The 21,469-nt window shown below is 73.5% G+C and carries 21 protein-coding genes and 1 tRNA gene; 2 read left to right on the forward strand and 20 right to left on the reverse strand.

The genetic code is table 11. The annotated features are described in order from the left end of the window. Positions 1 to 325: 325 nt before the first annotated feature. From AB7F12_RS30030 to AB7F12_RS30050, 5 genes are all read right to left on the reverse strand, one after another. Positions 326 to 399, reverse strand: a tRNA-Pro gene (locus AB7F12_RS30030). 361 nt (positions 400 to 760) lie between these two features. After that, positions 761 to 1,825 carry an alpha/beta fold hydrolase gene (locus AB7F12_RS30035; RefSeq protein WP_428517156.1) on the reverse strand — a complete coding sequence of 355 codons (1,065 nt, stop codon included), beginning with the start codon at positions 1,823 to 1,825 and terminating at the stop codon, positions 761 to 763. Further along, on the reverse strand, positions 1,822 to 3,069 hold the full coding sequence (gene fmdA / locus AB7F12_RS30040; RefSeq protein ID WP_428517154.1) for a formamidase: 1,248 nt from the start codon (positions 3,067 to 3,069) through the stop codon (positions 1,822 to 1,824). The genes AB7F12_RS30035 and fmdA overlap by 4 nt, the downstream gene beginning before the upstream one ends. Before the next feature lie 59 nt (positions 3,070 to 3,128). Then, on the reverse strand, positions 3,129 to 3,413 hold the full coding sequence (locus AB7F12_RS30045; protein ID WP_428502512.1) for an FmdB family zinc ribbon protein: 285 nt from the start codon (positions 3,411 to 3,413) through the stop codon (positions 3,129 to 3,131). A 63-nt stretch (positions 3,414 to 3,476) separates the two neighbouring features. Further along, positions 3,477 to 4,562 carry a substrate-binding domain-containing protein gene (locus AB7F12_RS30050; protein WP_428502513.1) on the reverse strand — a complete coding sequence of 362 codons (1,086 nt, stop codon included), beginning with the start codon at positions 4,560 to 4,562 and terminating at the stop codon, positions 3,477 to 3,479. A 270-nt stretch (positions 4,563 to 4,832) separates the two neighbouring features. Between AB7F12_RS30050 and AB7F12_RS30055 the strand changes: the two genes are divergently transcribed. Further along, on the forward strand, positions 4,833 to 5,261 hold the full coding sequence (locus tag AB7F12_RS30055) for a MarR family winged helix-turn-helix transcriptional regulator (protein WP_428502514.1): 429 nt from the start codon (positions 4,833 to 4,835) through the stop codon (positions 5,259 to 5,261). Positions 5,262 to 5,281: 20 nt separating this feature from the next. On the opposite strand, the gene der is transcribed toward AB7F12_RS30055, so the two are convergent. From der to AB7F12_RS30105, 10 genes are all read right to left on the reverse strand, one after another. After that, positions 5,282 to 6,697 carry a ribosome biogenesis GTPase Der gene (gene der / locus AB7F12_RS30060; RefSeq protein WP_428502520.1) on the reverse strand — a complete coding sequence of 472 codons (1,416 nt, stop codon included), beginning with the start codon at positions 6,695 to 6,697 and terminating at the stop codon, positions 5,282 to 5,284. 35 nt (positions 6,698 to 6,732) lie between these two features. Continuing rightward, positions 6,733 to 7,383, reverse strand: coding sequence for a lysophospholipid acyltransferase family protein (locus tag AB7F12_RS30065; RefSeq protein ID WP_428502515.1), 651 nt, complete (start codon positions 7,381 to 7,383; stop codon positions 6,733 to 6,735). Further along, positions 7,380 to 8,054, reverse strand: a complete 675-nt coding sequence (gene cmk, locus AB7F12_RS30070) for a (d)CMP kinase (protein ID WP_428502521.1) — start codon at positions 8,052 to 8,054, stop codon at positions 7,380 to 7,382. Before cmk ends, AB7F12_RS30065 begins: the two co-directional genes overlap by 4 nt. A 195-nt stretch (positions 8,055 to 8,249) precedes the next feature. After that, the gene (aroH, locus tag AB7F12_RS30075; RefSeq protein ID WP_428502516.1) at positions 8,250 to 8,612 is read right to left on the reverse strand and encodes a chorismate mutase; all 363 of its coding nucleotides are present in this window, start codon (positions 8,610 to 8,612) and stop codon (positions 8,250 to 8,252) included. Positions 8,613 to 8,648: 36 nt separating this feature from the next. Next, positions 8,649 to 9,407: a pseudouridine synthase gene (locus tag AB7F12_RS30080; RefSeq protein WP_428502517.1), complete on the reverse strand. Its 759-nt coding sequence runs from the start codon at positions 9,405 to 9,407 to the stop codon at positions 8,649 to 8,651. Between the two features lie 49 nt (positions 9,408 to 9,456). Continuing rightward, the gene (scpB, locus tag AB7F12_RS30085; protein WP_428502518.1) at positions 9,457 to 10,116 is read right to left on the reverse strand and encodes an SMC-Scp complex subunit ScpB; all 660 of its coding nucleotides are present in this window, start codon (positions 10,114 to 10,116) and stop codon (positions 9,457 to 9,459) included. Beyond that, positions 10,113 to 10,943 carry a segregation and condensation protein A gene (locus AB7F12_RS30090; RefSeq protein ID WP_428517152.1) on the reverse strand — a complete coding sequence of 277 codons (831 nt, stop codon included), beginning with the start codon at positions 10,941 to 10,943 and terminating at the stop codon, positions 10,113 to 10,115. Before AB7F12_RS30090 ends, scpB begins: the two co-directional genes overlap by 4 nt. After that, positions 10,940 to 11,890: a ParA family protein gene (locus tag AB7F12_RS30095; RefSeq protein WP_428501707.1), complete on the reverse strand. Its 951-nt coding sequence runs from the start codon at positions 11,888 to 11,890 to the stop codon at positions 10,940 to 10,942. The genes AB7F12_RS30090 and AB7F12_RS30095 overlap by 4 nt, the downstream gene beginning before the upstream one ends. A 165-nt stretch (positions 11,891 to 12,055) precedes the next feature. Next, on the reverse strand, positions 12,056 to 12,775 hold the full coding sequence (locus tag AB7F12_RS30100; protein ID WP_428501706.1) for a DUF4097 family beta strand repeat-containing protein: 720 nt from the start codon (positions 12,773 to 12,775) through the stop codon (positions 12,056 to 12,058). A gap of 30 nt (positions 12,776 to 12,805) precedes the next feature. After that, positions 12,806 to 13,729 carry a site-specific tyrosine recombinase XerD gene (locus AB7F12_RS30105; RefSeq protein ID WP_428501705.1) on the reverse strand — a complete coding sequence of 308 codons (924 nt, stop codon included), beginning with the start codon at positions 13,727 to 13,729 and terminating at the stop codon, positions 12,806 to 12,808. An 84-nt stretch (positions 13,730 to 13,813) separates the two neighbouring features. Between AB7F12_RS30105 and AB7F12_RS30110 the strand changes: the two genes are divergently transcribed. After that, on the forward strand, positions 13,814 to 14,809 hold the full coding sequence (locus tag AB7F12_RS30110; RefSeq protein ID WP_428501704.1) for an LLM class F420-dependent oxidoreductase: 996 nt from the start codon (positions 13,814 to 13,816) through the stop codon (positions 14,807 to 14,809). Positions 14,810 to 14,871: 62 nt separating this feature from the next. Here AB7F12_RS30110 and AB7F12_RS30115 read toward each other — a convergent pair whose 3' ends face one another. The 5 genes from AB7F12_RS30115 to recN form a co-directional block, all read right to left on the reverse strand. Beyond that, entirely contained in the window at positions 14,872 to 15,504 is a 633-nt protein-coding gene (locus AB7F12_RS30115; RefSeq protein ID WP_428501703.1) for an NUDIX domain-containing protein, read from the reverse strand. After that, positions 15,501 to 17,234, reverse strand: a complete 1,734-nt coding sequence (locus tag AB7F12_RS30120) for a CTP synthase (protein ID WP_428517150.1) — start codon at positions 17,232 to 17,234, stop codon at positions 15,501 to 15,503. Before AB7F12_RS30120 ends, AB7F12_RS30115 begins: the two co-directional genes overlap by 4 nt. Positions 17,235 to 17,315: 81 nt before the next feature. Then, the gene (locus AB7F12_RS30125) at positions 17,316 to 18,236 is read right to left on the reverse strand and encodes a copper transporter (protein WP_428501701.1); all 921 of its coding nucleotides are present in this window, start codon (positions 18,234 to 18,236) and stop codon (positions 17,316 to 17,318) included. Then, entirely contained in the window at positions 18,233 to 19,417 is a 1,185-nt protein-coding gene (gene steA / locus AB7F12_RS30130) for a putative cytokinetic ring protein SteA (protein WP_428501700.1), read from the reverse strand. Before steA ends, AB7F12_RS30125 begins: the two co-directional genes overlap by 4 nt. A 193-nt stretch (positions 19,418 to 19,610) precedes the next feature. Beyond that, positions 19,611 to 21,407, reverse strand: coding sequence for a DNA repair protein RecN (gene recN / locus AB7F12_RS30135; protein ID WP_428501699.1), 1,797 nt, complete (start codon positions 21,405 to 21,407; stop codon positions 19,611 to 19,613). Positions 21,408 to 21,469: the final 62 nt, after the last annotated feature.

The raw sequence follows: 21,469 nt of genomic DNA on the forward strand, positions 1-21,469 counted from the left end.
CACGCAGACGGTCCTGGTAGAGGCGGACCGCGCGGGCACGGGTCTCCTCATCGAACTTCCGAGGTGCTCCCACAGCTCCAGTCTCCTTGCTAGATCAGGAGCCTCTCCACCACCCAGGACGGTTCAAGCCGTGCTGTGAGGGGATTGCACGCAGCATGTACAAGTCAGTCGCTCAGTTAGACACTCAGGCTCCGCAACAACAGGTCAGCGGCCGCCAGGGATCAACCCTCGCCGCCCTCTCTCAACGACCGGCACCAACACCGCTCCGCAGGCAGACATGACAAAAGGCCGGCATCCACGGATGGATACCGGCCTTTGCGACTCGTCGGGACGACAGGATTTGAACCTGCGACCCCTTGACCCCCAGTCAAGTGCGCTACCAAGCTGCGCCACGTCCCGAGCCACCCCGTTGAGGGCTCGATGAGCTTAGCGCACAGGCTTTCCGGCCCTCACCACCGCCCCGGGCCCCGAGGCCCGCGAACGCGTCGCCGCACGTCGCGCCCGGTCGCCGCGCACCTTCCCCCGTCGGCACCCCTCCCCCAGGCCCGTCGACGACCGCAGAACCCGCGCGCCGTCCGGTCGACGACGCGCCTGCGGGCACGGTGACGACTGGACGCCGAGGAAACACCGGGCGGTACGAGTCCGACCCCGCGAAACGATCTCGTACCCCCCGGCTCCCCTCCCCGGCCCCGGCACCGGCCGCAACCTCACGGTCGTTACCTGCCCCGGGAACGACCGTGGGGTTGCGCGCGGCGGGAGGTCAGACGCCCGGGTCGGCGGCGAGGAGCTCGGCGACGGCGCGGTCGATGAACTTCGTGTCCACGGGATTCGCGCCCCCTCCGGCGAAGTGTCCCCAGACGCCGGGGATGACCCGGTGCTCGACTGTGCAACCGGTCATCTTCGACACCGCCCACGCCTCGTCCTCCGGCGGGAAGTAGAGGTCCTTCTCCGCCGGCATGACGATCGCGCGGGCCGTGATCGAGGCCAGGGCCGCCTCGGTGGAGGCGTGACCCGGCGTCAGGCCGACGTCGCCGTTCCACCAGGTGTCGAGCATCGTCAGGAGGTTGTTGGGGTCGCGGCCGTCGAGGAAGAACCCTTCCCAGAAGCCGACGGCGAAGTCCTCCAGCGAGGTGTGGCCCAGCTCGCGCCACACCTCGTCCCAGTAGAAGGCCTGGGAGAACCCCCAGCCGGCGTAGATGCGGGCGAAGGCGCGCAGCCCGCCGACGGGCCAGCGGTCCGGCGGGTACCAGCCGCCGTCGAAGCCGACCGAGGCCGTCATCGCCGCCCGCAGCGAGTCGAGGAAGACCTTGTTGTGCGGGGCGGTGCGCGGCGACCCGCAGAACGGCAGCATGCGCTGCACCATCTCGGGGTGTTCGACCGCCCACTGGTAGGTCTGGCCCGCGCCCATCGACCAGCCGAGGACGAGCGCGATCTTCTCGATGCCGAACTTCTCGGTGACGAGCCGGTACTGCGACTCGACGTTGTCGCGCACGGTGATCTGCGGGAAGCGGGCCCGGTCGAACGGGGGTGGGGTGTTCGACGGCGACGACGACAGCCCGTTGCCGAGCATGTTGGGCACGATGATGAACCACCGCGAGGGGTCCAGCGCCATGCCGTCGCTGCCGTCGCCGATGAGCCACTCGTTGTCCCAGTGCCGCCCGGAGTACCAGGTCGGGTAGACGATGGCGTTGCTCTTGTCGGCGTTGAGGGTTCCGTAGGTGCGGTAGGCGATGCGGGCCGGCCGCAGGGTCTGACCGTTGACGAGGGTGAAGTCCGGGATCTCGAAGATCTCGTAGGGGGCGTCGGGTCCGCGATCGGCGCTCACGAGGACACCGCGCACGAGCCCCGGTCGGCCTGCACCGGTCCAGCGGCCGACGGCCGGATGTCGTCGTCGAAGATCGCGGTGGGCAGGTAGAGCGAGCAGCAGGCGTTGGGGATGTCGACGACGCCGGAGACCCGGCCCTCGATGGGCGCCGCCCCGAGCAGCAGGTAGGCCTGCGGGCCGCTGTAGCCGAACTTCTCCAGGTAGCGGATCGCGTTCATGCAGGCGTTCTCGTAGGCCAGGGTGGCGTCGTTGTAGTGGTTGGTGTCGGTGGCGTGGTCGACACTGATCCCGATGAACGTCACGAACTCGGAGTAGCGGGGTTCGACGTTGCCGGGCATGAGGATCGGGTTGGTGGTGACGCCGTAGGTCTGCATGCCGCCCTTGATGAGGTCGACGTGGAAGTCGATGAAGCCGCCCATCTCGATGGCGCCGCAGAAGGTGATCTCGCCGTCGCCCTGGGAGAAGTGCAGGTCGCCGCCGGAGAAGAGGGCGCCGTCGACGTGGACGGGGTAGAAGACGCGGCTGCCGCGGGTGAAGTTCTTGATGTCGTGGTTGCCGCCGTTCTCGCGCGGGGGGACGGTGCGGGCGCCGTCGCGGCCGATCGAGGCGAGCAGGTCACCGGAGGCGGTGCCGCCGAGGACGGACTCCTCCAGCGGCGGCAGCGCCAGCGGTGGGACGCGGTCGGGAGCGGTCGCGATCAGCGCGCGTTCGCGGGTGTTCCATCTGGCCAGCAGGTCCGGCGACGGCGCGGTGCCGAACAGGCCCGGGTGGGTGATCCCGGTGAACTTCACGCCGGGGATGTGGCGGGAGGTGCAGGCCTGCCCCGAGAAGTCCCAGATCGCCTTGTAGGCGTCGGGGAAGTGTTCGGTGAGGAACCCGCCGCCGTTGGTCGTGGAGAAGATGCCGGTGTAGCCCCAGCCCTGGCCGGGTGCGTCGCCGACCTCCTGGGGAACGGGGCCGAGGTCGAGGATGTCGACGACGAGCAGGTCGCCGGGTTCGGCACCTTCGATCGCGATCGGCCCGGACAGCATGTGCGCGCCGGACAGGTCGACGTCGCGGACGTCGTTGGCGGAGTCGTTGTTGCCGATCTGGCCGTCGGTCCATTCGCGGCATTCGATGCGGATCGAGGAGCCCGGCCGGACGGTGGCGGCGGGCGGGATGTCGGGGTGCCAGCGGTTGTGGCCGGGTACTGCCTGGTCCCGCATGGACCGGGCCTGGTCGACGGTGAACACGACGTCGGGCATGGACACACCTCACTCGATCGGAACGGGTCGTTCTTCGTGCGAGCAGGAGCCGGGGGCGGTCAGGGCCGTGGGAGTTTCGCGTGGCGCGGGTCGCGTGTGACCGGGGTGGCCTTGCGGGAGCGGCCGGGGACGGCGCCGACGACGTCGGGCCGGTCGGCGCTGCGTTCGCCGGCGTCGAGGGCGCGGCGCAGGCCGTCGTCGAGTCCGCGCAGGGCGGGTGCGCCCCAGACGCGGCGGCCGTCGCGCCCGCAGGCCGGACAGTCGGCGGTGTCGGCGACCTCGGCCATGGGGCGCACGAGGTCGAAGTGGCCGCAGACGGGGCAGCGGTAGGAGTAGGTGGGCACAGGACCTCCCGGGAACCACCGAGAATTACTGTCCCCAGAAACTATTCACTTGGGAAGTTCTGGTCAAGCGGGGGCGTCGGTCAGCCGCGCGACGACGTCGAAGCCGAGCCCGTCGGCCTGCGCCAGGTGCACGCTCTGGAGCAGGTGGTTGCCCGCGAGCCGCACGACCCCGCGAGGGCTGTCGTAGACCAGTGACCGCCCGGCGTGCTCCAGCGCGTCCGTCGCCAGCTCCCCCGCCCCGTCGACGAGCCGGCCCAGCAGCACGAGCCCCTCGTAGCAGGACTCCCCCAGCGAGTTCAGCGCCGGGGCCTGCACGCCGAACCGGTCGGTGTAGCGCAGTGAGAAGTCCAGGCCCGATGCCGTCGGCAGCGCCTCGAAGAACCCGGCGGAGGCGTACAGGTCGCGGGTCGCGTCGGCCCCCGACCCCAGCAGCATGTTCTCCTCCATCAGCGGGCTCAGCCGCGTCAGCTGCCGGTCGAGGCCCGCCTCGGCGAAGGCGCGGTTGAACCGCACCGCGTCGGACCCCACGAGGAACATCAGCACCCCGCGGGCACTGCTGCGGTCGATGCGGCGCAGCACCGGCGAGAAGTCCTCGGTGCCCAGCGGCACGAACATCTCGTCGACGATCGCCACGTCGGGCATGGTGCGGGCGTAGCCGCGCGCCACCGACGCCGAGACCCGCGGCCACACGTAGTCGTCGCCCACGACGCACCAGCGGCGGACGCCGCGCTCGCGGACCATCCAGTCGAGCGCGGGCAGGACCTGCCGGTCGGGTGTCTCGCCGGCGAGGAAGACCCCGCGCGTGCGCTCCCCGCCCTCGTAGAGCGGGGTGTAGACGTAGGGCACCCGGCCCGAGACGACCGGCGCGATCTCCTGGCGGACGGCCGAGATGTGCCAGCCGGTCACGGCGTGCACGAGTCCCGCGTCGACGAGTGCCCCGACGTCGGCGGCCACCTCACCGGGTGGGCGCCCGCCGTCGACGACGCGCAGCCGCACCTCGCGACCCAGCAGTCCGCCCGACGCGTTGATCTCCTCGACGGCGAGGGTGCCGCAGGCCTCGCAGGAGGGCCCGAAGATTCCGGCGGGGCCACTGCGCGGCACGACGAACGCGACGTCGAGCGGGGGCCGCCGACGGACGTGTGCGACCACCGCGCCCACCACCTCCGAATCGGCCCCGTCCCGGCCGAGGCCCACCCGCGGCCGCGGTCCCGGGCGTGTTCTCCACCGCGTGCTCGACCGTGACGCACAGCGTTCCCCCCGGAGCGCCCGGACGCCAGGCCTCGACGGCCGAAACCCGCGGAGAAATCCGCGATTCTTCCCAACGGAACTGTTTACGATGACATCGATCAGCGACATGGTCGCTCACTCCGCCGGACCGGGACGCGCACGCACCCGCGGCGCGACGAGGGGAGCCCCGCGATGACGACACCGGACGTGCACAGCGCACTCGCGTTCGGTCAGCTGCTGCACCGGCTGGAACGCGCCGTCTCCCGGCGCATCGAGTCCGCGCTCGACGGTGCGGCGTCGCTGGACCAGTGGCGTGTTCTCGACCTGCTGTCCGACGGCACCGGGCACCCGATGACCGAGATCGCCACCGGGGTCGCCGTCCCCGCCCCCACCCTGACGAAGATCATCGACCGCATGGTCGACGCCGGCACGGTGCACCGCCGCGCCGACGACACCGACCGCCGCCGGGTGCTGGTCCTGCTCACCGACGCGGGCCGTGAGCTGCAGCAACGACTCGCGGTGGCCGTCGACGCCGCCGAGCACGAGGTCACCGCCGCGCTGGGCGACGACGCGCCGATGGTGCGGGCGATGCTCGAACGCCTCGCCCACCGCCTGGGCTGAGCGGGGCCCGCCCGGGCGGGTCAGCGCTTGCGGGGCCGCTTCTCCCGCACCCGCACCGACAGCCGCACCGGCGAGCCGGTGAACCCGAACTCCTCACGCAGGCGGCGCTCGATGAACCGTCGGTAGCCGGCCTCGAGGAAGCCCGTCGAGAACAGCACGAACGTCGGCGGCCGGGTCTGGGCCTGCGTCGCGAACAGCACCTTCGGCTGCTTCCCGCCGCGCACGGGAGGCGGGGTCGCGGCGATGACGTCGGCGAGCCAGCCGTTGAGCCGGCCCGTCGGGATGCGCTGGTCCCACGACGCGAGCGCCGTACGCAGCGCGGGCGCGATCTTCGCGACGGCCCGGCCCGTGAGCGCGGAGACGTTGACCCGCTCCGCCCACTGCACGCGCACCAGGTCCCGCTCGAGCTCGCGCTTCATCGCGAGCCTGCGGTCCTCGTCGACGAGGTCCCACTTGTTGAACACCAGGACGAGGGCCCGGCCCGACTCCTCGACCATGCCGATGACGCGCTGGTCCTGCTCGGCGATGGGCTCGCTCGCGTCGATCAGGACGACCGCCACCTCGGCGGCGTCGATCGCGGCCTGGGTCCGCAGGCTGGCGTAGAACTCCATGCCGCTGGCCGTCTTGACCCGCTTGCGCAGGCCCGCCGTGTCGACGAACCGCCAGATCTCGCCGTCGAGGTCGACCAGCGAGTCGACGGGGTCGACGGTAGTGCCGGCGACGTCGTGCACGACCGAGCGCACCTCCCCCGACACCCGGTTGAGCAGGCTCGACTTGCCGACGTTCGGCTTGCCGACGAGCGCGACCCGGCGCGGGCCGCCCGCCCCGAAGCCGGCGTCGTCGCGGGGCGACTCGGGCAGCACGTCGAGGATCGTGTCGAGCAGGTCGCCGGAGCCGCGCCCGTGCAGGCCCGACACCGGGTGCGGCTCACCCAGGCCGAGGCGCCACAGGGCCGCGGTGTCGGAGGTGAGCCGGTCGTCGTCGACCTTCGTGGCGCACAGCAGCACCGGCCGGTCGGACCGGCGCAGCACGCGCGCGACGGCCTCGTCGGTGGCGGTGGCCCCGACGGAGGCGTCGACGACGAGCATCACCGCGTCGGCCGTGCGCATCGCGAGCTCGGCCTGGGCGGCGACGGCGGCCTGCAGTCCGGTGGCGCCGGGCTCCCAGCCGCCGGTGTCGACGAGGGTGAACCGGCGCCCGTTCCACAGCGCGTCGTAGGCGATCCGGTCGCGAGTGACGCCGGGGATGTCCTGCACGACCGCCTCACGGCGCCCGATGAGCCTGTTGACCAGCGTCGACTTGCCGACGTTGGGGCGCCCGACGACGGCCAGCGTCGGCGCCGGCGGCGCGGCGTCCCCACCGTCGCCCGGGGAGTCCGACCACTGATCGTCGTCGACGGCGACGAAGTCGGCCGGGTCGATGCCCAGCGCGGCCATGGCCGCGCGGTCGCCCCGGTCGGTGCCTGTCTCGTTCACGCGTTGCTCCGTACCTCGTCGAGCTCCGTCACCAATGCGGCGAGCGAGGCCCTGATCGTCTCTGTGGCCGCCGCCAGCTCGGCGCGGCCCTTTCCGGCCGGCGCGGCCATCGGCTCGCCGACCCACAGGTCCACCCGGGGCCGCCACCGTCGCGGCGCGCCCGGCGCCCGGTAGGTCCCCCGGCACACCACCGGCAGCACCACCGCACCCGACGTCCGGGCCAGCCACGCGGCGCCCTGTTGGGCGGCGGCGACCTCGCCGCTGCCCCGGGTGCCTTCGGGGAAGACCCCGACGAGCCCGCCGCCGCGCAGCACGTCCAGCGCCGCGACGAGCGGCTTCCGGTCGGCCACGCCGCGACGGACGGCCAGCTGGCCGATCCGCGGCAGCACCGCGCCCAGCGGGCCGCGGAACATCTCCTGCTTGACCAGGAACACCGAACGGCGCCCCAGTAGTCCGAACAACAGCGGCCCGTCGACCATCGAGCTGTGGTTGGCCACCAGCACCACCGGCCCGGCGGCCGGTACCCGTTCCCGATGGTGCACGTGCACCCGCAGCACCGGCCGGAACCACCACGTCCCGATCCAGCGCGCGACATCGGTCAGGCGCGGCGACGCGCCCGCCGGGAGATCGGGTGCCCGCTCGCTCACGTGAGGAGTCCGCGCTCCGCCGCCAGCCGGAGCAGCTCCTCGAGGACGGCGTCGACCGACAGCTCGTCGGTGTCGACGAGCAGCGCGTCGGCCGCCTTGTGCAGCGGCGACACCGCCCGGGTCGAGTCGAGCCGGTCGCGGCGGCGTACGTCGGCCAGGGTGACGGCGGCGTCGACCCCGCGGCCTGCGCGGGCGTCCTGCCGTCCCCGGCGGGCGGCCCTGACCTCGTCGGACGCCGTGAGATAGACCTTCAGCGGGGCGTCGGGGGCGACGACGGTGCCGATGTCGCGGCCCTCGACGACGATGCCGCCCGGCCCGGCCAGCGCCGCGGCGATGACGGCCTGCTGGGCGGCGACGAGCCGGTCGCGCACCTCGGGCAGCGCCGACACCGCACTGACGAACGACGTCACGGGCCCGCCACGGATCTCGGCGGCGACGTCGTCGCCGTCGAGACGGATCGTGGGGCAGGCCGGGTCGGTGCCCGACTCGATCCGGGCCGCGTTGGCGGCGGCGACCATGTCGGCGGCGGGCGCGAAGTCGTCGAGACCGGCGCGCAGCACGGCGAGGGTGGCGGCGCGGTAGGTGGCGCCGGTGTCGAGGTAGGCCGCGCCCATGGCCGTGGCCAGCCGCCGCGACACCGTCGACTTGCCGGTGCCCGACGGGCCGTCCATCGCCACGACACCACGCAGCGTTCCGGGACCGGTCACCGCACCGACTCCTCCCCGGCCGCGCCCTCGGGCTGCGGCCGCACTCGCCGCTCGACCGGCCGGACCCGGCGCATCTCGCGGGGCCACCCACCATTGTGCCGTGCGCCCGGTTCACCCCAGGTAGGGGCCTCGACCCGGGGTCGTCTACCGCGTGCGGGCCTACTGCGGCAGGTCGGTGCGCAGGGCCGCCGCGCCACGCAGGTAGACGTGCCTCAGGTCGGCCCGCGGCCGCGCCGTCTCGACGTGTGCCAGCAGCCGCAGCGTGCGTGGCATCGCTCCCGGGACGGCGATCTCCGAGGCGCACATCAGCGGCACGTCGGTCAGGCCGAGCAGGCGTGCGGCGTAGGCGGGGAACTCCGCCGTCAGGTCGGGCGTCGCCGTGAAGACGATCGAGATGATGTCGTCGGACGCCAGACCGTTGCGGTCCAGCACCGCCTTCACCAGCTCGGCGGTCCCCTCCAGGATGTCGTCCCGGGTGTCCGCATCGACCTGGATCGCGCCCCGCACCGCACGTACAGCCATGTCACGCAGCCTAGGCCCCCGCGATCGGGGGCCCCGTCACAGACCCACCGCGCGGTAGAGCGCACCCACCTCGGACTGGTTGAGCGGGCGCAGCTTGCCCGGTCGCTGCTCGCCCAGGCGCACGTCGCCGATGCCGGTGCGCACCAGCCGCAGCACGGGGTAACCCACCTCGTCCATCAGCCGGCGCACGACGTGCTTGCGGCCCTCGTGCAGCACGATCTCGACCATCGACCGTCCACCGGACCAGTCGACGAGCTTGAACGAGTGCACCTCGACCGGACCGTCCTCGAGCTCGATACCGGCCCGCATCCGCTTGCCGAGGTCGCGCGCGACCTGGCCCGCGACCTCCGCCACGTAGGTCTTCTCCACCTCGAACGACGGGTGCATGAGCCGGTGGCCCAGCTCGCCGTCGTTGGTGAGCAGCAGCAGGCCCTCGGTCTCGGCGTCGAGGCGGCCGACGTGGAACAGCCGGCCCGCCTGGTTGAGCAGCTCGGCGCGGTCGGCGATGAGGTCGCCGACGCACTCGCGGCCCCGGTCGTCCGACATCGTCGACAGCATGCCGCGCGGCTTGTTCAGGGCGATGTACACGAGGTCGTCGCGCAGCACGACCCGGGCGCCGTCCACGTGCACGACGGCGGTGTCGGGGTCGACGCGACGGCCCATCTCACGGACGACCTCGCCGTCGACACTGACGCGCCCGGCGGCGATCAGCTCCTCGGCCGCCCGTCGGGACGCGATGCCGGCCTGGGCCAGCACCTTCTGCAGTCGGACACCGTCGGGACTCTGGGTACTCATCACACTCACGTCTGTTGCTCTGTGATCCGTCTCGGGGGGTGGGTCGGGTTCAGGGATCGTCGATGCCGTCGACGAGGGCGTCGATGCTGTCGATGTCGGGCAGCAGCGGCGCCAGCGGCGGCAGGTCGGTGACGGCGTCGAGGCCGAGCCGCTCCAGGAACAGCTCGGTGGTGCGGAACAGCGTGCCCTGGGTCTGCGGGTCGACCCCCGCCTCCTCGACGAGGCCGCGGGTCAGCAGGGTGCGCAGCACCCCGTCACAGTTCACCCCGCGCACCGCCGCGACGCGGGCGCGGGTGACGGGCTGGCGGTAGGCGACGATCGCGAGGGTCTCCAACGCCGCCCGGGTGAGGCGGGCGCGCTGCCCGTCGAGCAGCAGTCGCTCGACGAACGGGGCGTGCACGTCGCGGGTGTAGAAACGCCACCCACCACCGACGCGACGCAGGTCGATCCCCCGCGCGGCCGCGGTGTAGGCAGCGGAGAGCCGTTGCAGCGCACCGCGGATCCGGGCGACGGGTTCTCCCAGCGCGGAGGCGAGCACCGCGTCCTCGGTCGGGTCGTCGACCACGAGCAGCAGCGCTTCCAGCGCGGCGTCGAGGTCGGCGTCGCTGTCGAGGAACGGCAGGCCGTCGGGGCGCGTGAGGTCGTCCGGAGCGGGGTCGACGCCGCCCGGCGCATCGCCTGCGGTGGTGTCGGGGTGGGACCGGGTCACGTCTCGTCTTCGGGGTCGGGCTGCTCGGGTGGGGCCGCGTCGCCGGAACCGTCGGCGATCCAGCGGACCGTCAGCTCGCCGAACGCTTCCGGCTGCTCCAGCCACACGCTGCGTTCACGGTACAGCTCGAGGACCGCGAGGAAGCGGGCGACCACCTCCAGCGGCGCCACGCAGTCGGCGGTCAGCTCGGCGAACGACGCGACGCCCAGCTCGGCGAGCCGTTCGCGCAGCAACGCCGCGTGCTCGGGCACCGAGACCTGCGGGGCGTGCAGGTGGTCGACCCCGACGGTCGGCGGGGGCTTGGGCCGGAACACCGACGCGGCCAGCTCGGCGAACGCGTCCGGCTCGACACCCAGCAGCACCTCCGGCAGCAGCGCCGAGAACCGCTCCTCCAGTGCCACCGACCGCGGGAACCGGCGCAGCGCCGTCGACTCCAGCTCGACGAACACGGCCGCCACCTGCTTGTAGGCGCGGTACTGCAGCAGCCGCGCGAACAGCAGGTCGCGGGCCTCGAGCAGGGCGAGGTCCTCGGCGTCCTCGACGTCGCCACCGGGCAGCAGGCGCGCGGCCTTCAGGTCGAGCAGCGTGGCCGCGACGACCAGGAACTCCGTGGTCTCGTCGAGGTCCATCTCGTCGCCCAGCGCCGTGAGGTGGGCGATGAAGTCGTCGGTGACCCGGTGCAGGGCCATCTCGGTGATGTCGAGCTCGTGCTTGCCGATGAGCTGCAGCAGCAGGTCGAACGGGCCCTCGAAGTTGTGCAGCCGGACCCTGAACCGGCCTGGCCGCTCGGGCGGACCGGGCAACGGGTCGTTCTCGACCACCGTCACCGGGCGAGGACCTCGCGCGCCAGCAGCCGGTAGGCCTCGGCGCCGTTGGAGTTGGGCGCCCAGCTGGTGATCGGCTCGCCGGCGACCGTGGTCTCCGGGAACTTGATGGTCCGGTTGATGACGGCGTCGAACACCTTGTCCCCGAACGCCTCCACCACCCGCTGGTGCACCTCGCGGGTGTGCAGGGTGCGCGGGTCGAACATCGTGGCCAGCACCCCGAGCAAGGACAGGTCGGGGTTGAGCCGGTCGGTGACCTTGTCGATCGTGTCCATGAGCAGCGCGACGCCACGCAGGCTGAAGAACTCGCACGCCAACGGGATCAGCACCGAGTCGGCGCAGGCCAGGGCGTTGATCGTGAGCAGGCCGAGCGAGGGCTGGCAGTCGATGAGGACGACGTCGTAGCGGTCGAGGACGCGCTTGAGTGCCCGGCCCAGCGCCTGCTCCCGGCCGACCTCGGTGACGAGCTGGACCTCGGCCGCGGACAGGTCGATGTTGCTGGGCAACAGGTCCATGCCCTCGACGGACGTCTGCAGGATCACGTCGTCGGCCTCGACACCGCGCTCCATGAGCAGGTTGTAGATCGTCGTCTCCAGCTGGTGGGGCTGCACGCCCAGGCCCACCGACAGCGCGCCCTGCGGGTCGAAGTCCACCAGCAGCACCCGGCGCCCGTACTCGGCGAGCGCGGCACCCAGGTTGATCGTCGACGTCGTCTTGCCGACGCCGCCCTTCTGGTTCGCCACGGCGATGACCCGCGCCGGACCGTGTTCGGTCAGCGGCTGCGGGACGGGCACGCTCACCCGGTGTCTCCCTCCGGCGCGGCCGGCCACGACCGCGGTGTCCTCGTCCACCGCTGCCGCGTCGACGCCGTCGATCTCGGCGTCCTCGACGCCGAAGTCCTCGTCGTCACCGGGGTCACGCCGGGGTTCGAAGGGCCGCGGTGTGTCCATGCGGGCTCCGGTCTCCTCGTGACGCCCCGAACGGGGTGGTCCTCGCCGCAGGGTAGGAAAACCGTACGACGTGCGGCAACACGGCTCGCCGTGCGGGGGCGAGGCGTTCGGTCACGCTACGCCGTCCGGAGCAGCCGGAAGCCCCGGGGGTGGCGTCGCGGCCGGTCACGCGGCCCCGACCGTGACCTCGCCCGCGCTGCTGCGGGCGGTGATGCGCGACGGAGCGCCCGGGTCGGTGGGCACCGTCACCTCGGCCTCGCCCACCGACGTCTCGGCCGTGACGGCATAGGGACCGCCGGGCACACGCACCGACACGGATCCTGCGCTCGACCGCGCGTCCACGGTGCGGGGCGCGGCGGCGAACACGAGGTCCACCTCGCCGGCCGACGTCTGCGCCGTGACCTGGGTGGCGCCGAGCCTCTCCCCGCGCACGCCCCCTGCCCGCGACGACAGGTCCTGGTCGCCGGCGAGCCCCGTCACCGTGACGTCGCCGGCCTGCAGCCGGGCCCGCACCGCCGCGGCGGCCGGGACCGTCACCACCAGTCCGGCCTCGCAGCGGTCGGAGCCGCGGCCGGGGCAGCTCGCGTTGATCGTCAGGGTCGTGCCCTCGACGGTCTCGGTGACGACGGGCTTGCGGTCCCCGCTCCAGCGCAGCGTGCGGTCGACGGTGGCCGAGCCGTCCGCCCCGGCCCGCACGTCCAGCGTCCCGGCGTCGGACTCGACCTCGACCCGGGTGATCGCGACGTCGTGCCGTTGCGTGCTCGTCTCCCCCGGCGCACCGTCCCCGCCCGACGACGACCCGCTCCCGCCGGCGAGCTGGACGTTCCCGCACCCGGCGAGGACCAGCCCGAGCACGAGGATCGGCAGCAGACGGCTCCGGCGCATGACCGGACCGTAACGGACGGCGGGCACGGGTCAGCCGCGGGCGCGCGGGTGCGCGGTCGCGTAGACCTCACGCAGTGCGTCGACGCCGACGTGGGTGTAGACCTGCGTCGTCGCCACCGAAGCGTGCCCGAGAAGTTCTTGCACCACACGGACATCGGCTCCGCCCGAGAGCAGGTGCGTCGCGAAGCAGTGCCGCAGCGTGTGCGGGGACACCTCGGTGCGCACCCCCGCCACCTCCGCGGCACCGCGCAACACGTGCCAGGCGCTCTGCCGCGACAACCGCTGCCCGCGGGCGTTGAGCAGCAACGCCGGCGTGCCGTGGCCACGGGCCGCCAGCGCCGGCCGGCCCCGGACGAGCCAGGCGTCGACGGCCGCGAGCGCGGGCCGTCCGACAGGCACGATCCGCTGCTTGCCGCCCTTGCCGCGCAACAGCACCGTCCGCGTCGACGGGTCGAGGTCGTCGACGTCGATGCCGACGGCCTCGGAGATCCGGGCACCGGTCGAGTAGAGCAGTTCCAGCACGGCGCGGTCGCGCAGCCCGGTCGGGCCGTCGCCGATGCAGCCCGCGAGCAGCTGCTCCACCTCGTCGACGCTGAGGGTGCGCGGCAGCCGTCTCGTCGCCGCGGGCGGGGTCACCGCGCGGGACACGTCGTCGGCGACCAGCCCGTCGCGGGCCGCGAACCGGTGCAGACCGCGCACCGCCGCGAGTGCCCGGGCGGCCGACGACGCCGCCAGCGGCGCATCACCACTGCGCAGGGCCACGACGAACCCGCTGACGTCGGCCTCCCGTGCCAGCGCGAGGTCGTCGACGCCGCCGGCGCGCAGGTGGTCGGTGTAGCGGCGAAGGTCGTTCGCGTAGGCGCGCAACGTGTTCGGCGAGCTCCCGCGTTCGACGGCCAGGTGCGCCAGGTAGGCGTCCACCGCCACGTCGAGCCGGTCCGTCGCCACTGCCATCGGCACATCCTGCCCTGCCCGCCGCGGTCGTCGACGACACCACGCCGCGCAGCCGATCCCCGGCCGCGGTCATAGGGTCGGGCCATGTCTGGATTCCGCTTCGGAATGTTCGTGCCCCAGGGCTGGCGGCTCGACCTCGTCGGCGTCGACCCCGCCGACCAGTGGACCGTGATGAAGACTCTGGTGCAGCACGCCGACGCCGGGCCCTGGGAGTCGGTCTGGGTCTACGACCACTTCCACACGACGCCCGTGCCCACCGAGGAGGCCACGCACGAGGCGTGGACCCTGATGTCGGCCTTCGGCGCCGTCACCGAGCGGGTGCGGCTCGGCCAGATGTGCACGTGCATGGCCTACCGCAACCCCGTGTACCTGGCGAAGGTCGCCGCGACCGTCGACGTCGTGTCCGGCGGGCGCGTCGAGATGGGGATCGGCGCCGGGTGGTACGAGCACGAGTGGCGCGCCTACGGCTACGGCTTCCCCGACCCGCCCGAGCGGCTGCGGATGCTCGACGAGGGCGTCCAGATCCTCACGCAGGCCTGGAGGAACGGGAAGGTCGACTTCGCCGGGCGCCAGTACACCGTGGACGGGGCGATGGTGTACCCGAAGCCGTTGCAGGAGGGCGGGATCCCGCTCTGGATCGCCGGTGGCGGGGAGAAGGTCACGCTCAAGATCGCGGCCCGCCACGCCGACTACACCAACTTCGACGGCACCCCCGAGGGCTTCACCCGCAAGTCCGAGCTGCTGGCCGAGCACTGCAAGGCCGTCGGCACGGACTTCGACGCGATCGTGCGGACGTCGAACTACAACGTCGCCATCGGTGCCGACGAGGCGGAGGTCGCCGACCGGCTCGCCCGGCTGCGCGAGCGGGTCACCCGGATCGCGGGAGAGCAGCAGGCCGCCCGCCAGCTGGCGGCCTTCGAGGGCATGCCCGCCTGCGGGACACCCGAGCAGATCGTGGAGAACCTGCAGGACCTGCGCGAACGCGGGCTCTCCTACGGCATCTTCTACTTCCCCGAGGCCGCCTACGACCGGTCGGGCATCGAGCTGTTCGAGCGCGAAGTCGTCCCGGCGCTGAGCTGACCCCGCGCGCAACCTCACGGTCGTCCCGGGGCCCGGTGACGACCGTGAGGTTGCGCTGGAGGTCAGTCCCCGGCGCGGGCGGCCGCGCGGGCCGCGAAACGCGTCGGGCGGTCGGTCCACGGCGCGTCGACGGGACGGCCCGCCTTCCCGCCGAGCGCGTGCACGGCCAGCACCCCCGCGACGGTCGCGGCGTTGACGATCGTGCCGTCGAGCACCATCGTCAGCGCCTCGGCCACCGGGAAACGCCGCACCTGGATGTCGGACTCCTCGTCGTCGCCCATGTCGGGACGACCGACCTCGGTGAGCCCGCGCGCCAGGTAGACGCGCACCGCCTCGTCGGAGAACCCGGGCGACGGCGTGATGTCCACGAGCACCGACCAGTCCCGCGCCTCGAGACCGGCCTCCTCGGCCAGCTCCCGCCGCGCGGTGAGCGCCGGGTCCTCCCCCGCGACGTCGAGCAGGCCCGCGGGCAGCTCCCACAGCCGGCGGCCGACGGCGTGCCGGTACTGCAGGATCAGCACGACACGGTCGTCGTCGTCGACCGCGACGATCGCGACCGCGCCCGGGTGCTCCATGATCTCCCGCGTCGCGACACCCCCGCCCGGCATCACCACCCGGTCGGTGCGCAGGGCCATGACGCGGCCGGTGTAGACCTCGGCCGACGACTCGACGGGGAACGCGTGCCGGTCGGTCACGCCGTCACCGTGTCGCCGGCCTCGGCGGCGGTGTCGGGGACCTGCTCGACGGGATCGGGGGCGTGCACCTCGACGGGCAGCCGCTCCGCCGCCCGGTAGTCCAGCGCCGCCCGGACGAACGCCGCGAACAGCGGGTGCGGGCGCGTCGGGCGACTCTTCAGCTCCGGGTGCGCCTGCGTCCCGACGAAGAACGGGTGCTCGTCGACGGGCAGCTCGACGAACTCGACGAGGCCGCCGTCGGGCGACGTGCCGAACCGCAGACCCGCCTTCGCGAGCGGGTCCCGGTAGGCGTTGTTGACCTCGAAACGGTGCCGGTGCCGCTCGGAGACCTCCGTGGTCCCGTACGCCTTCGCCACGACGCCGCCCTCGGCCAGCGACGCCGGGTAGGCGCCCAGGCGCATCGTGCCGCCCATGTCGCGCTCGCCGGCGACGACGTCGACCTGCCCGGCCATCGTCGAGATCACGGGGTGCGGGGTGTCCGGGTCGAACTCGGTGGAGCTGGCGCCGTCGAGCCCGGCGACGTTGCGAGCCGTCTCGATGACCATGCACTGCAGGCCCAGGCACAGGCCCAGCGTCGGGACGCGGCGGGTGCGGGCGTGCATGATCGCGCCCAGCTTGCCCTCGATGCCGCGGATGCCGAACCCGCCGGGGACCAGGATGGCGTCGACGCCCTCGAGCGCCGCCGCGGCACCCGCCGGCGTCTCGCACTCGTCCGAGGGCACCCAGACGACCTCGACCCGCGAGCGGTGCGCGAAACCACCGGCGCGCAACGCCTCCGTGACCGACAGGTACGCGTCCGGCAGATCGACGTACTTGCCGACGAGCGCGATCCGCACCGTCTCCCGCGGGTGGTGGACCCGGTCGAGCAGGCCGCCCCACACCGTCCAGTCGACGTCGCGGAACGGCAGCCCGAGCCGGCGCACCACGTAGGCGTCGAGGCCCTCGCGGTGCAGTACCTTCGGGATGTCGTAGATCGACGGCGCGTCGGCGGCCGCGGCGACACCGTCGAGGTCGACGTCGCACATCAGCGAGATCTTGCGCTTCATCCCGTCGGGGATGTCGCGGTCGGCGCGCAGCACCAGCGCGTCGGGCTGGATACCGATGTTGCGCAGGGCCGCGACCGAGTGCTGGGTCGGCTTCGTCTTCAGCTCACCCGAGGGCGCCAGGAAGGGCACCAGCGACACGTGCAGGAAGAAGCAGTTGTCCCGGCCGACGTCGTGGCGGACCTGCCGCGCCGCCTCCAGGAACGGCAGCGACTCGATGTCGCCGACCGTGCCGCCGACCTCGGTGATGACGACGTCGGGGACGACGCCGTCCCCGTCCGGGTCCGCCATCGCGAGGATGCGGTCCTTGATCTCGTTGGTGATGTGCGGGATGACCTGCACGGTGTCGCCCAGGTACTCCCCGCGACGCTCCTTGGCGATCACCGACGAGTACACCTGACCCGTGGTGACGTTGGCGCGGCCGTGGAGGTTGCGGTCGAGGAACCGCTCGTAGTGACCGATGTCCAGGTCGGTCTCGGCGCCGTCCTCGGTGACGAACACCTCGCCGTGCTGGAACGGGTTCATCGTCCCGGGATCGACGTTGAGGTAGGGGTCGAGCTTCTGCATCGTGACCCGCAGTCCGCGGGCGGTCAGCAGCTGACCGAGGCTTGAGGCCGTGAGGCCCTTTCCGAGTGAGGACGCGACCCCACCGGTGACGAACAGGTGACGCGTGGCGCGAGGCTGCACGGAACTTCAGCCTACCGGGAACGTCCGGTTCCGTGTCGTCGACCCCGGTCGCCCGGTGCTTGCGCTGGTCGGCGGCCCGCGTCAGGCAGGAACGCTGGCGTCGGCCTTCGGGCCCGACCCGTAGGCCCCGGCCTTGCCGTCGAGCTGCTCACGCAACGCCAGCACCGCCGCGACCCGGCCGGAGCCGGTGTCGACGTCGTCGACCGTCGAGAGGCCTGCGGTCGCGGTCCGGTCGGCACGAGCCACGCCCACCGCGCCCGTGGCGGCCGCAGAACCGGTCCGGCCCACCAGCACCGCGCCCGCGGCGCCGCGGTCGAGCTCGGTCGCCATCCGGGCCGGCACGGCGGCGGCGTCACCGGCGTCCGGACCGCTGAACGTCGACCCGGTGACGACCATGACGAGGTTCGCGGGCGCCGGCACCGCGCCGGGCGTGACGAAACCGGCCGACGCCAGCCCCGACACGACCGCCTGGATCTGCGCCGGATCGGCCTGCGCCCGCCCGTCGCGCAACGCGACGACCGAGCTGAGCAGGCCACCGGCCAGGCTGCCCGGGTCCGCCGCCGCCGGCAGCTGCGCACCCGCGGGCAGCAGCTGGGCGGTGAGCTCGCGGAGCTGGTCGGCGCGCGCAGGATCGGTGACCGCATCGGTCAGCGCGAGGGTGCCCGTCGTCGTCGCGCCCGCCTGCCCGATCAGGGTCGCGACCGCGTCCCGGTCCGCCGCGCTGGCACCGATCGTCACTAGTGCGACGGTCTGGCCCGGCAGCAGCCCCTTCACCACCGACGGGCCGATCCGCGCCGCGAACTGGTCGGCCGAGGCCTGCGAGGCCAGCAGCGAGTCCCGCTGCACCGTCAGCCGGTCGACCTGGCTGCCGAGGTCGTCGCGGGTCGTCGACACCGCCGCCAGGACCCGGTCGGACAGGCCGCTCGCGCCGAGGAACACCCCGACCGCGAGCGCGAGGAAGACCGCGGCGATGGACACCGCGTGGTACCGCAGGGAAATCACCCGAACACGTCCTTGAACCATCCGACGACGGCCCGCCACGCCTGCACGAGCACGTCGAGCACCGCGTCCCCGGCCTGGGAGACGACGAGTGCCGCGACGACCGCCACCGCGGCGGCCACGATCATGAGCACGATCGCCCCGGCGGAGATGCGGCTGCGGTAGAGCGCCGCGATCACCCGCCCGTCGACGAGCGTGCCGCCCACCTGCAGGCGGGTGAGGAACGTCGAGGCGTTGCTGCCCGAGCGGCCACGGTCGAGGAACTCGGCCATGCTGGCGCCGAGCCCGACCGTCACGATCATCGCCGCGCCCCGGTGGTGGGCCAGCAGCAGCGCGAGGTCCTCGGGGTTCGCGGTGCTGGGGAACGTCACCGCGCTCGCGCCGAGGTCCTGCACCCGGTGCAGGCCCGGCGCGTGCCCGTCCGCGTAGGCGGGGACCACGACGTCCGCGCCGCACGTGAGCGCCTCCGTCGACACCTCCGCCGGGTCACCGACGATCAGGTGCGGGCGGTGCCCCGCCGCGAGCAGCGCATCCGCTCCGGCGCCGACACCGAGCAGCACCGGCTGGTACTCGCGGATGTAGTCCTTGAGCCGCGCCAGCTCCTTGGTGTGGTCGAACCCGGTACCGACGACGAGTACCTGCCGGTCGGCGAGGTCGACCTCCACCTCGGGCACACCGTGCCCGTCGAGCAGCAGCGACCGCTCCTGGCGCATGAACTCCGTGGTGTTCGAGGCGAACGCCTCGAGCTGGTGGGTCAGCCCCGACTTGGCCTCGACGAGCGCGTCGGCGACCGAGTCCGCGTCCTGCACGTCACCGCGGGCGATCTCGGTCTCACCCGAGTAGAGCACCCCGTCGTGCAGCCGCAGCCGGCTGCCGTCCTTCGCCGCGCGCAGGACCTCCTCGCCGACACCGTCGACGAGGGTGATGCCGGCGCCGACCAGCACCTCCGGGCCGAGGTTGGGAAAGCGCCCCGAGATCGACGGCGACGCGTTCACCACCGCCGCGACCTGCGCGGCGACCAACGCGTCCGCGGTGGCGCGGTCGATGTCGATCTGGTCGATGACGGCGATCTCGCCCGGCTTCACCCGCCGCAGCAGCGCGTCGGTGCGGCGGTCGACACGGGCGGTCGCGGCGAGCCCTGGCAGCTCGGGTCGCGAGCGGTTCAGCAGGCCGGACAGCTTCATGCACGCACTGTGACACCCGGGACCGGCGATGCGGCGCAGGCACGCCGGGCGCACCGGGCGGCGATCGTCACCCGTTCGGGACGGCGCGACCGCCCGCACCCGCGACGACGACGCGGCCGGGGCGCTGCCCGGTACCGCGCCCCGCCGCAACGACGGGACCCGCCGCCGTCACGCATGGTCGCGCCCGTGCCGGTCAGCGCCTGCGGCGGGCCTTCGGCGCCGGCGGCGCGGCCGGCGCCGACCTCTTGTCGCTCGCCGCCGTCGTCAGCAGCTCCTCGGCGTGGGCCCGGCCCGACGACGTGTCGTCGAGACCGGCGAGCATCCGGGCCAGCTCGACGACGCGCTCGCCGTCGTCGAGGGTGCGCACCGAGCTGCGGGTCACCCCGCCGCTACCGGCCTTGTGCACCACCAGGTGCCGGTCGGCGTAGGCCGCCACCTGCGCCAGGTGGGTGACGACGACGACCTGGTGGCTGCGCGCGAGCCGCGCCAGCCGGCGGCCGATCTCGACACCCGCGCGGCCACCGATGCCGGCGTCGACCTCGTCGAACACCATCGTCGGCACCGGGTCGGCGTCGGCCAGCGCCACCTCCAGGGCCAGCATCACGCGGGAGAGCTCGCCGCCGGAGGCCCCCTTGTGCAGCGGCTGCGGGGCGGCCCCGGCGTGCGGGGTGAGCCGCAGCTCGACCTCGTCGGTGCCCGACCCGCCCGCCACCCGGGGTACGCCGTCGACGACGATCGCCTCCCCCGCGTCGACCGCAGCGGGTGCCGCCGTCCGCGGGGCGACCCCGACCGTCAGCGACGCGTCGCGCATCGCGAGACCGGCCAGCTCGGCGGTGGTCTCCGCGGCGAGCCGCCCGGCCGCCTCGGTGCGGGCCGCGGTCAGCGCGGCGGCATGACCGGCCAGCTCGGCACCGAGCTCGTCGCGACGCGCCGCCAGGGCGGCCAGGGCCTCGTCGGAGGTGTCGAGGTTGTCGAGGCGGGCGCGCGCGTCGGCCGCCCAGGCCAGGACGCCATCGGTGTCGGCGGCGTACTTGCGCGTCAACGACTTCAGCTCCGCCTGCCGCGACAGCACCGCGACGAGGCGCTCGGGGTCGGCGTCGAGCCGGTCGAGGTATCCGGTCAGCTCGGCGGCGACGTCGTCGAGGACAGCGAGCGCCTCGCCCAGCCGCGGGTCGAGGGCGGTGAGCTCGGGATCTCCCGCGGCGGCGATCCGGTGCCGGGCCTGCCCCACGAGGCCGACAGCACCCGGCGAGTCCATCGCGGTGGCCGCGTCGTCGGCCCCGGCGAGCACCGCGCGGGCCGCCGCCGCCGCCTCGCGCAGGTCGTCGGCCGCGGCGAGGCGACGGGCCTCCTGCACCAGATCGCGGTCCTCACCCGGCTGCGGCGCGACCCCCTCGATCTCGGCGACGCCGTGGCGCAGCATGTCGGCCTCCTGGGCGAGCCTGCGCGCACCGTCGCGGCGCTCGACCAGCTCGGCCGTGACCTTCAGCCACTCCGCGCGCACCGACCGGTAGGCCTGCAGCGGGCCCGCGACCGCATCGCCCGCGTACCGGTCGAGCAGGGCGAGCTGGTCGGCCTGGCGCAGCAGGCGCAGCTGGTCGTTCTGGCCGTGCACCGCGAGCGAGGCCTCGGCGAGGCGGCCCAGCACCCCGACCGGGACGGACCGGCCGCCCAGGTGGGCGCGCGAGCGCCCGTCGGCGGACACGGTGCGGACGGCGATCAGCTCGCCCTCGTCGGACTCCGCGCCGACCTCCTCGGCGAGTGCGAGCGCGGCGGGACCGGCCGCGAACCGGCCCTCGACGACCGCGCGCTTCGCCCCCTCCGACACCCGCGACGCCTCGGCGCGGCCGCCACCCAACAGGTTCAGCCCCGTGACCACCATCGTCTTGCCCGCGCCCGTCTCACCGGTGAGCACGGTCAGGCCCGGGTCGAGCTCCAGGGTGGCGTCGTCGATCACGCCGAGGCCCTGGATCCTCATCTCGGCCAGCATGGGCCGAAGCGTACGGGCGCGCACCGACGCGACGTGCGCGACCGTCCACAGGCAGCGCGGCG

The organism is Pseudonocardia sp. (assembly GCF_050250275.1).
Lineage (GTDB): Bacteria > Actinomycetota > Actinomycetes > Mycobacteriales > Pseudonocardiaceae > Pseudonocardia.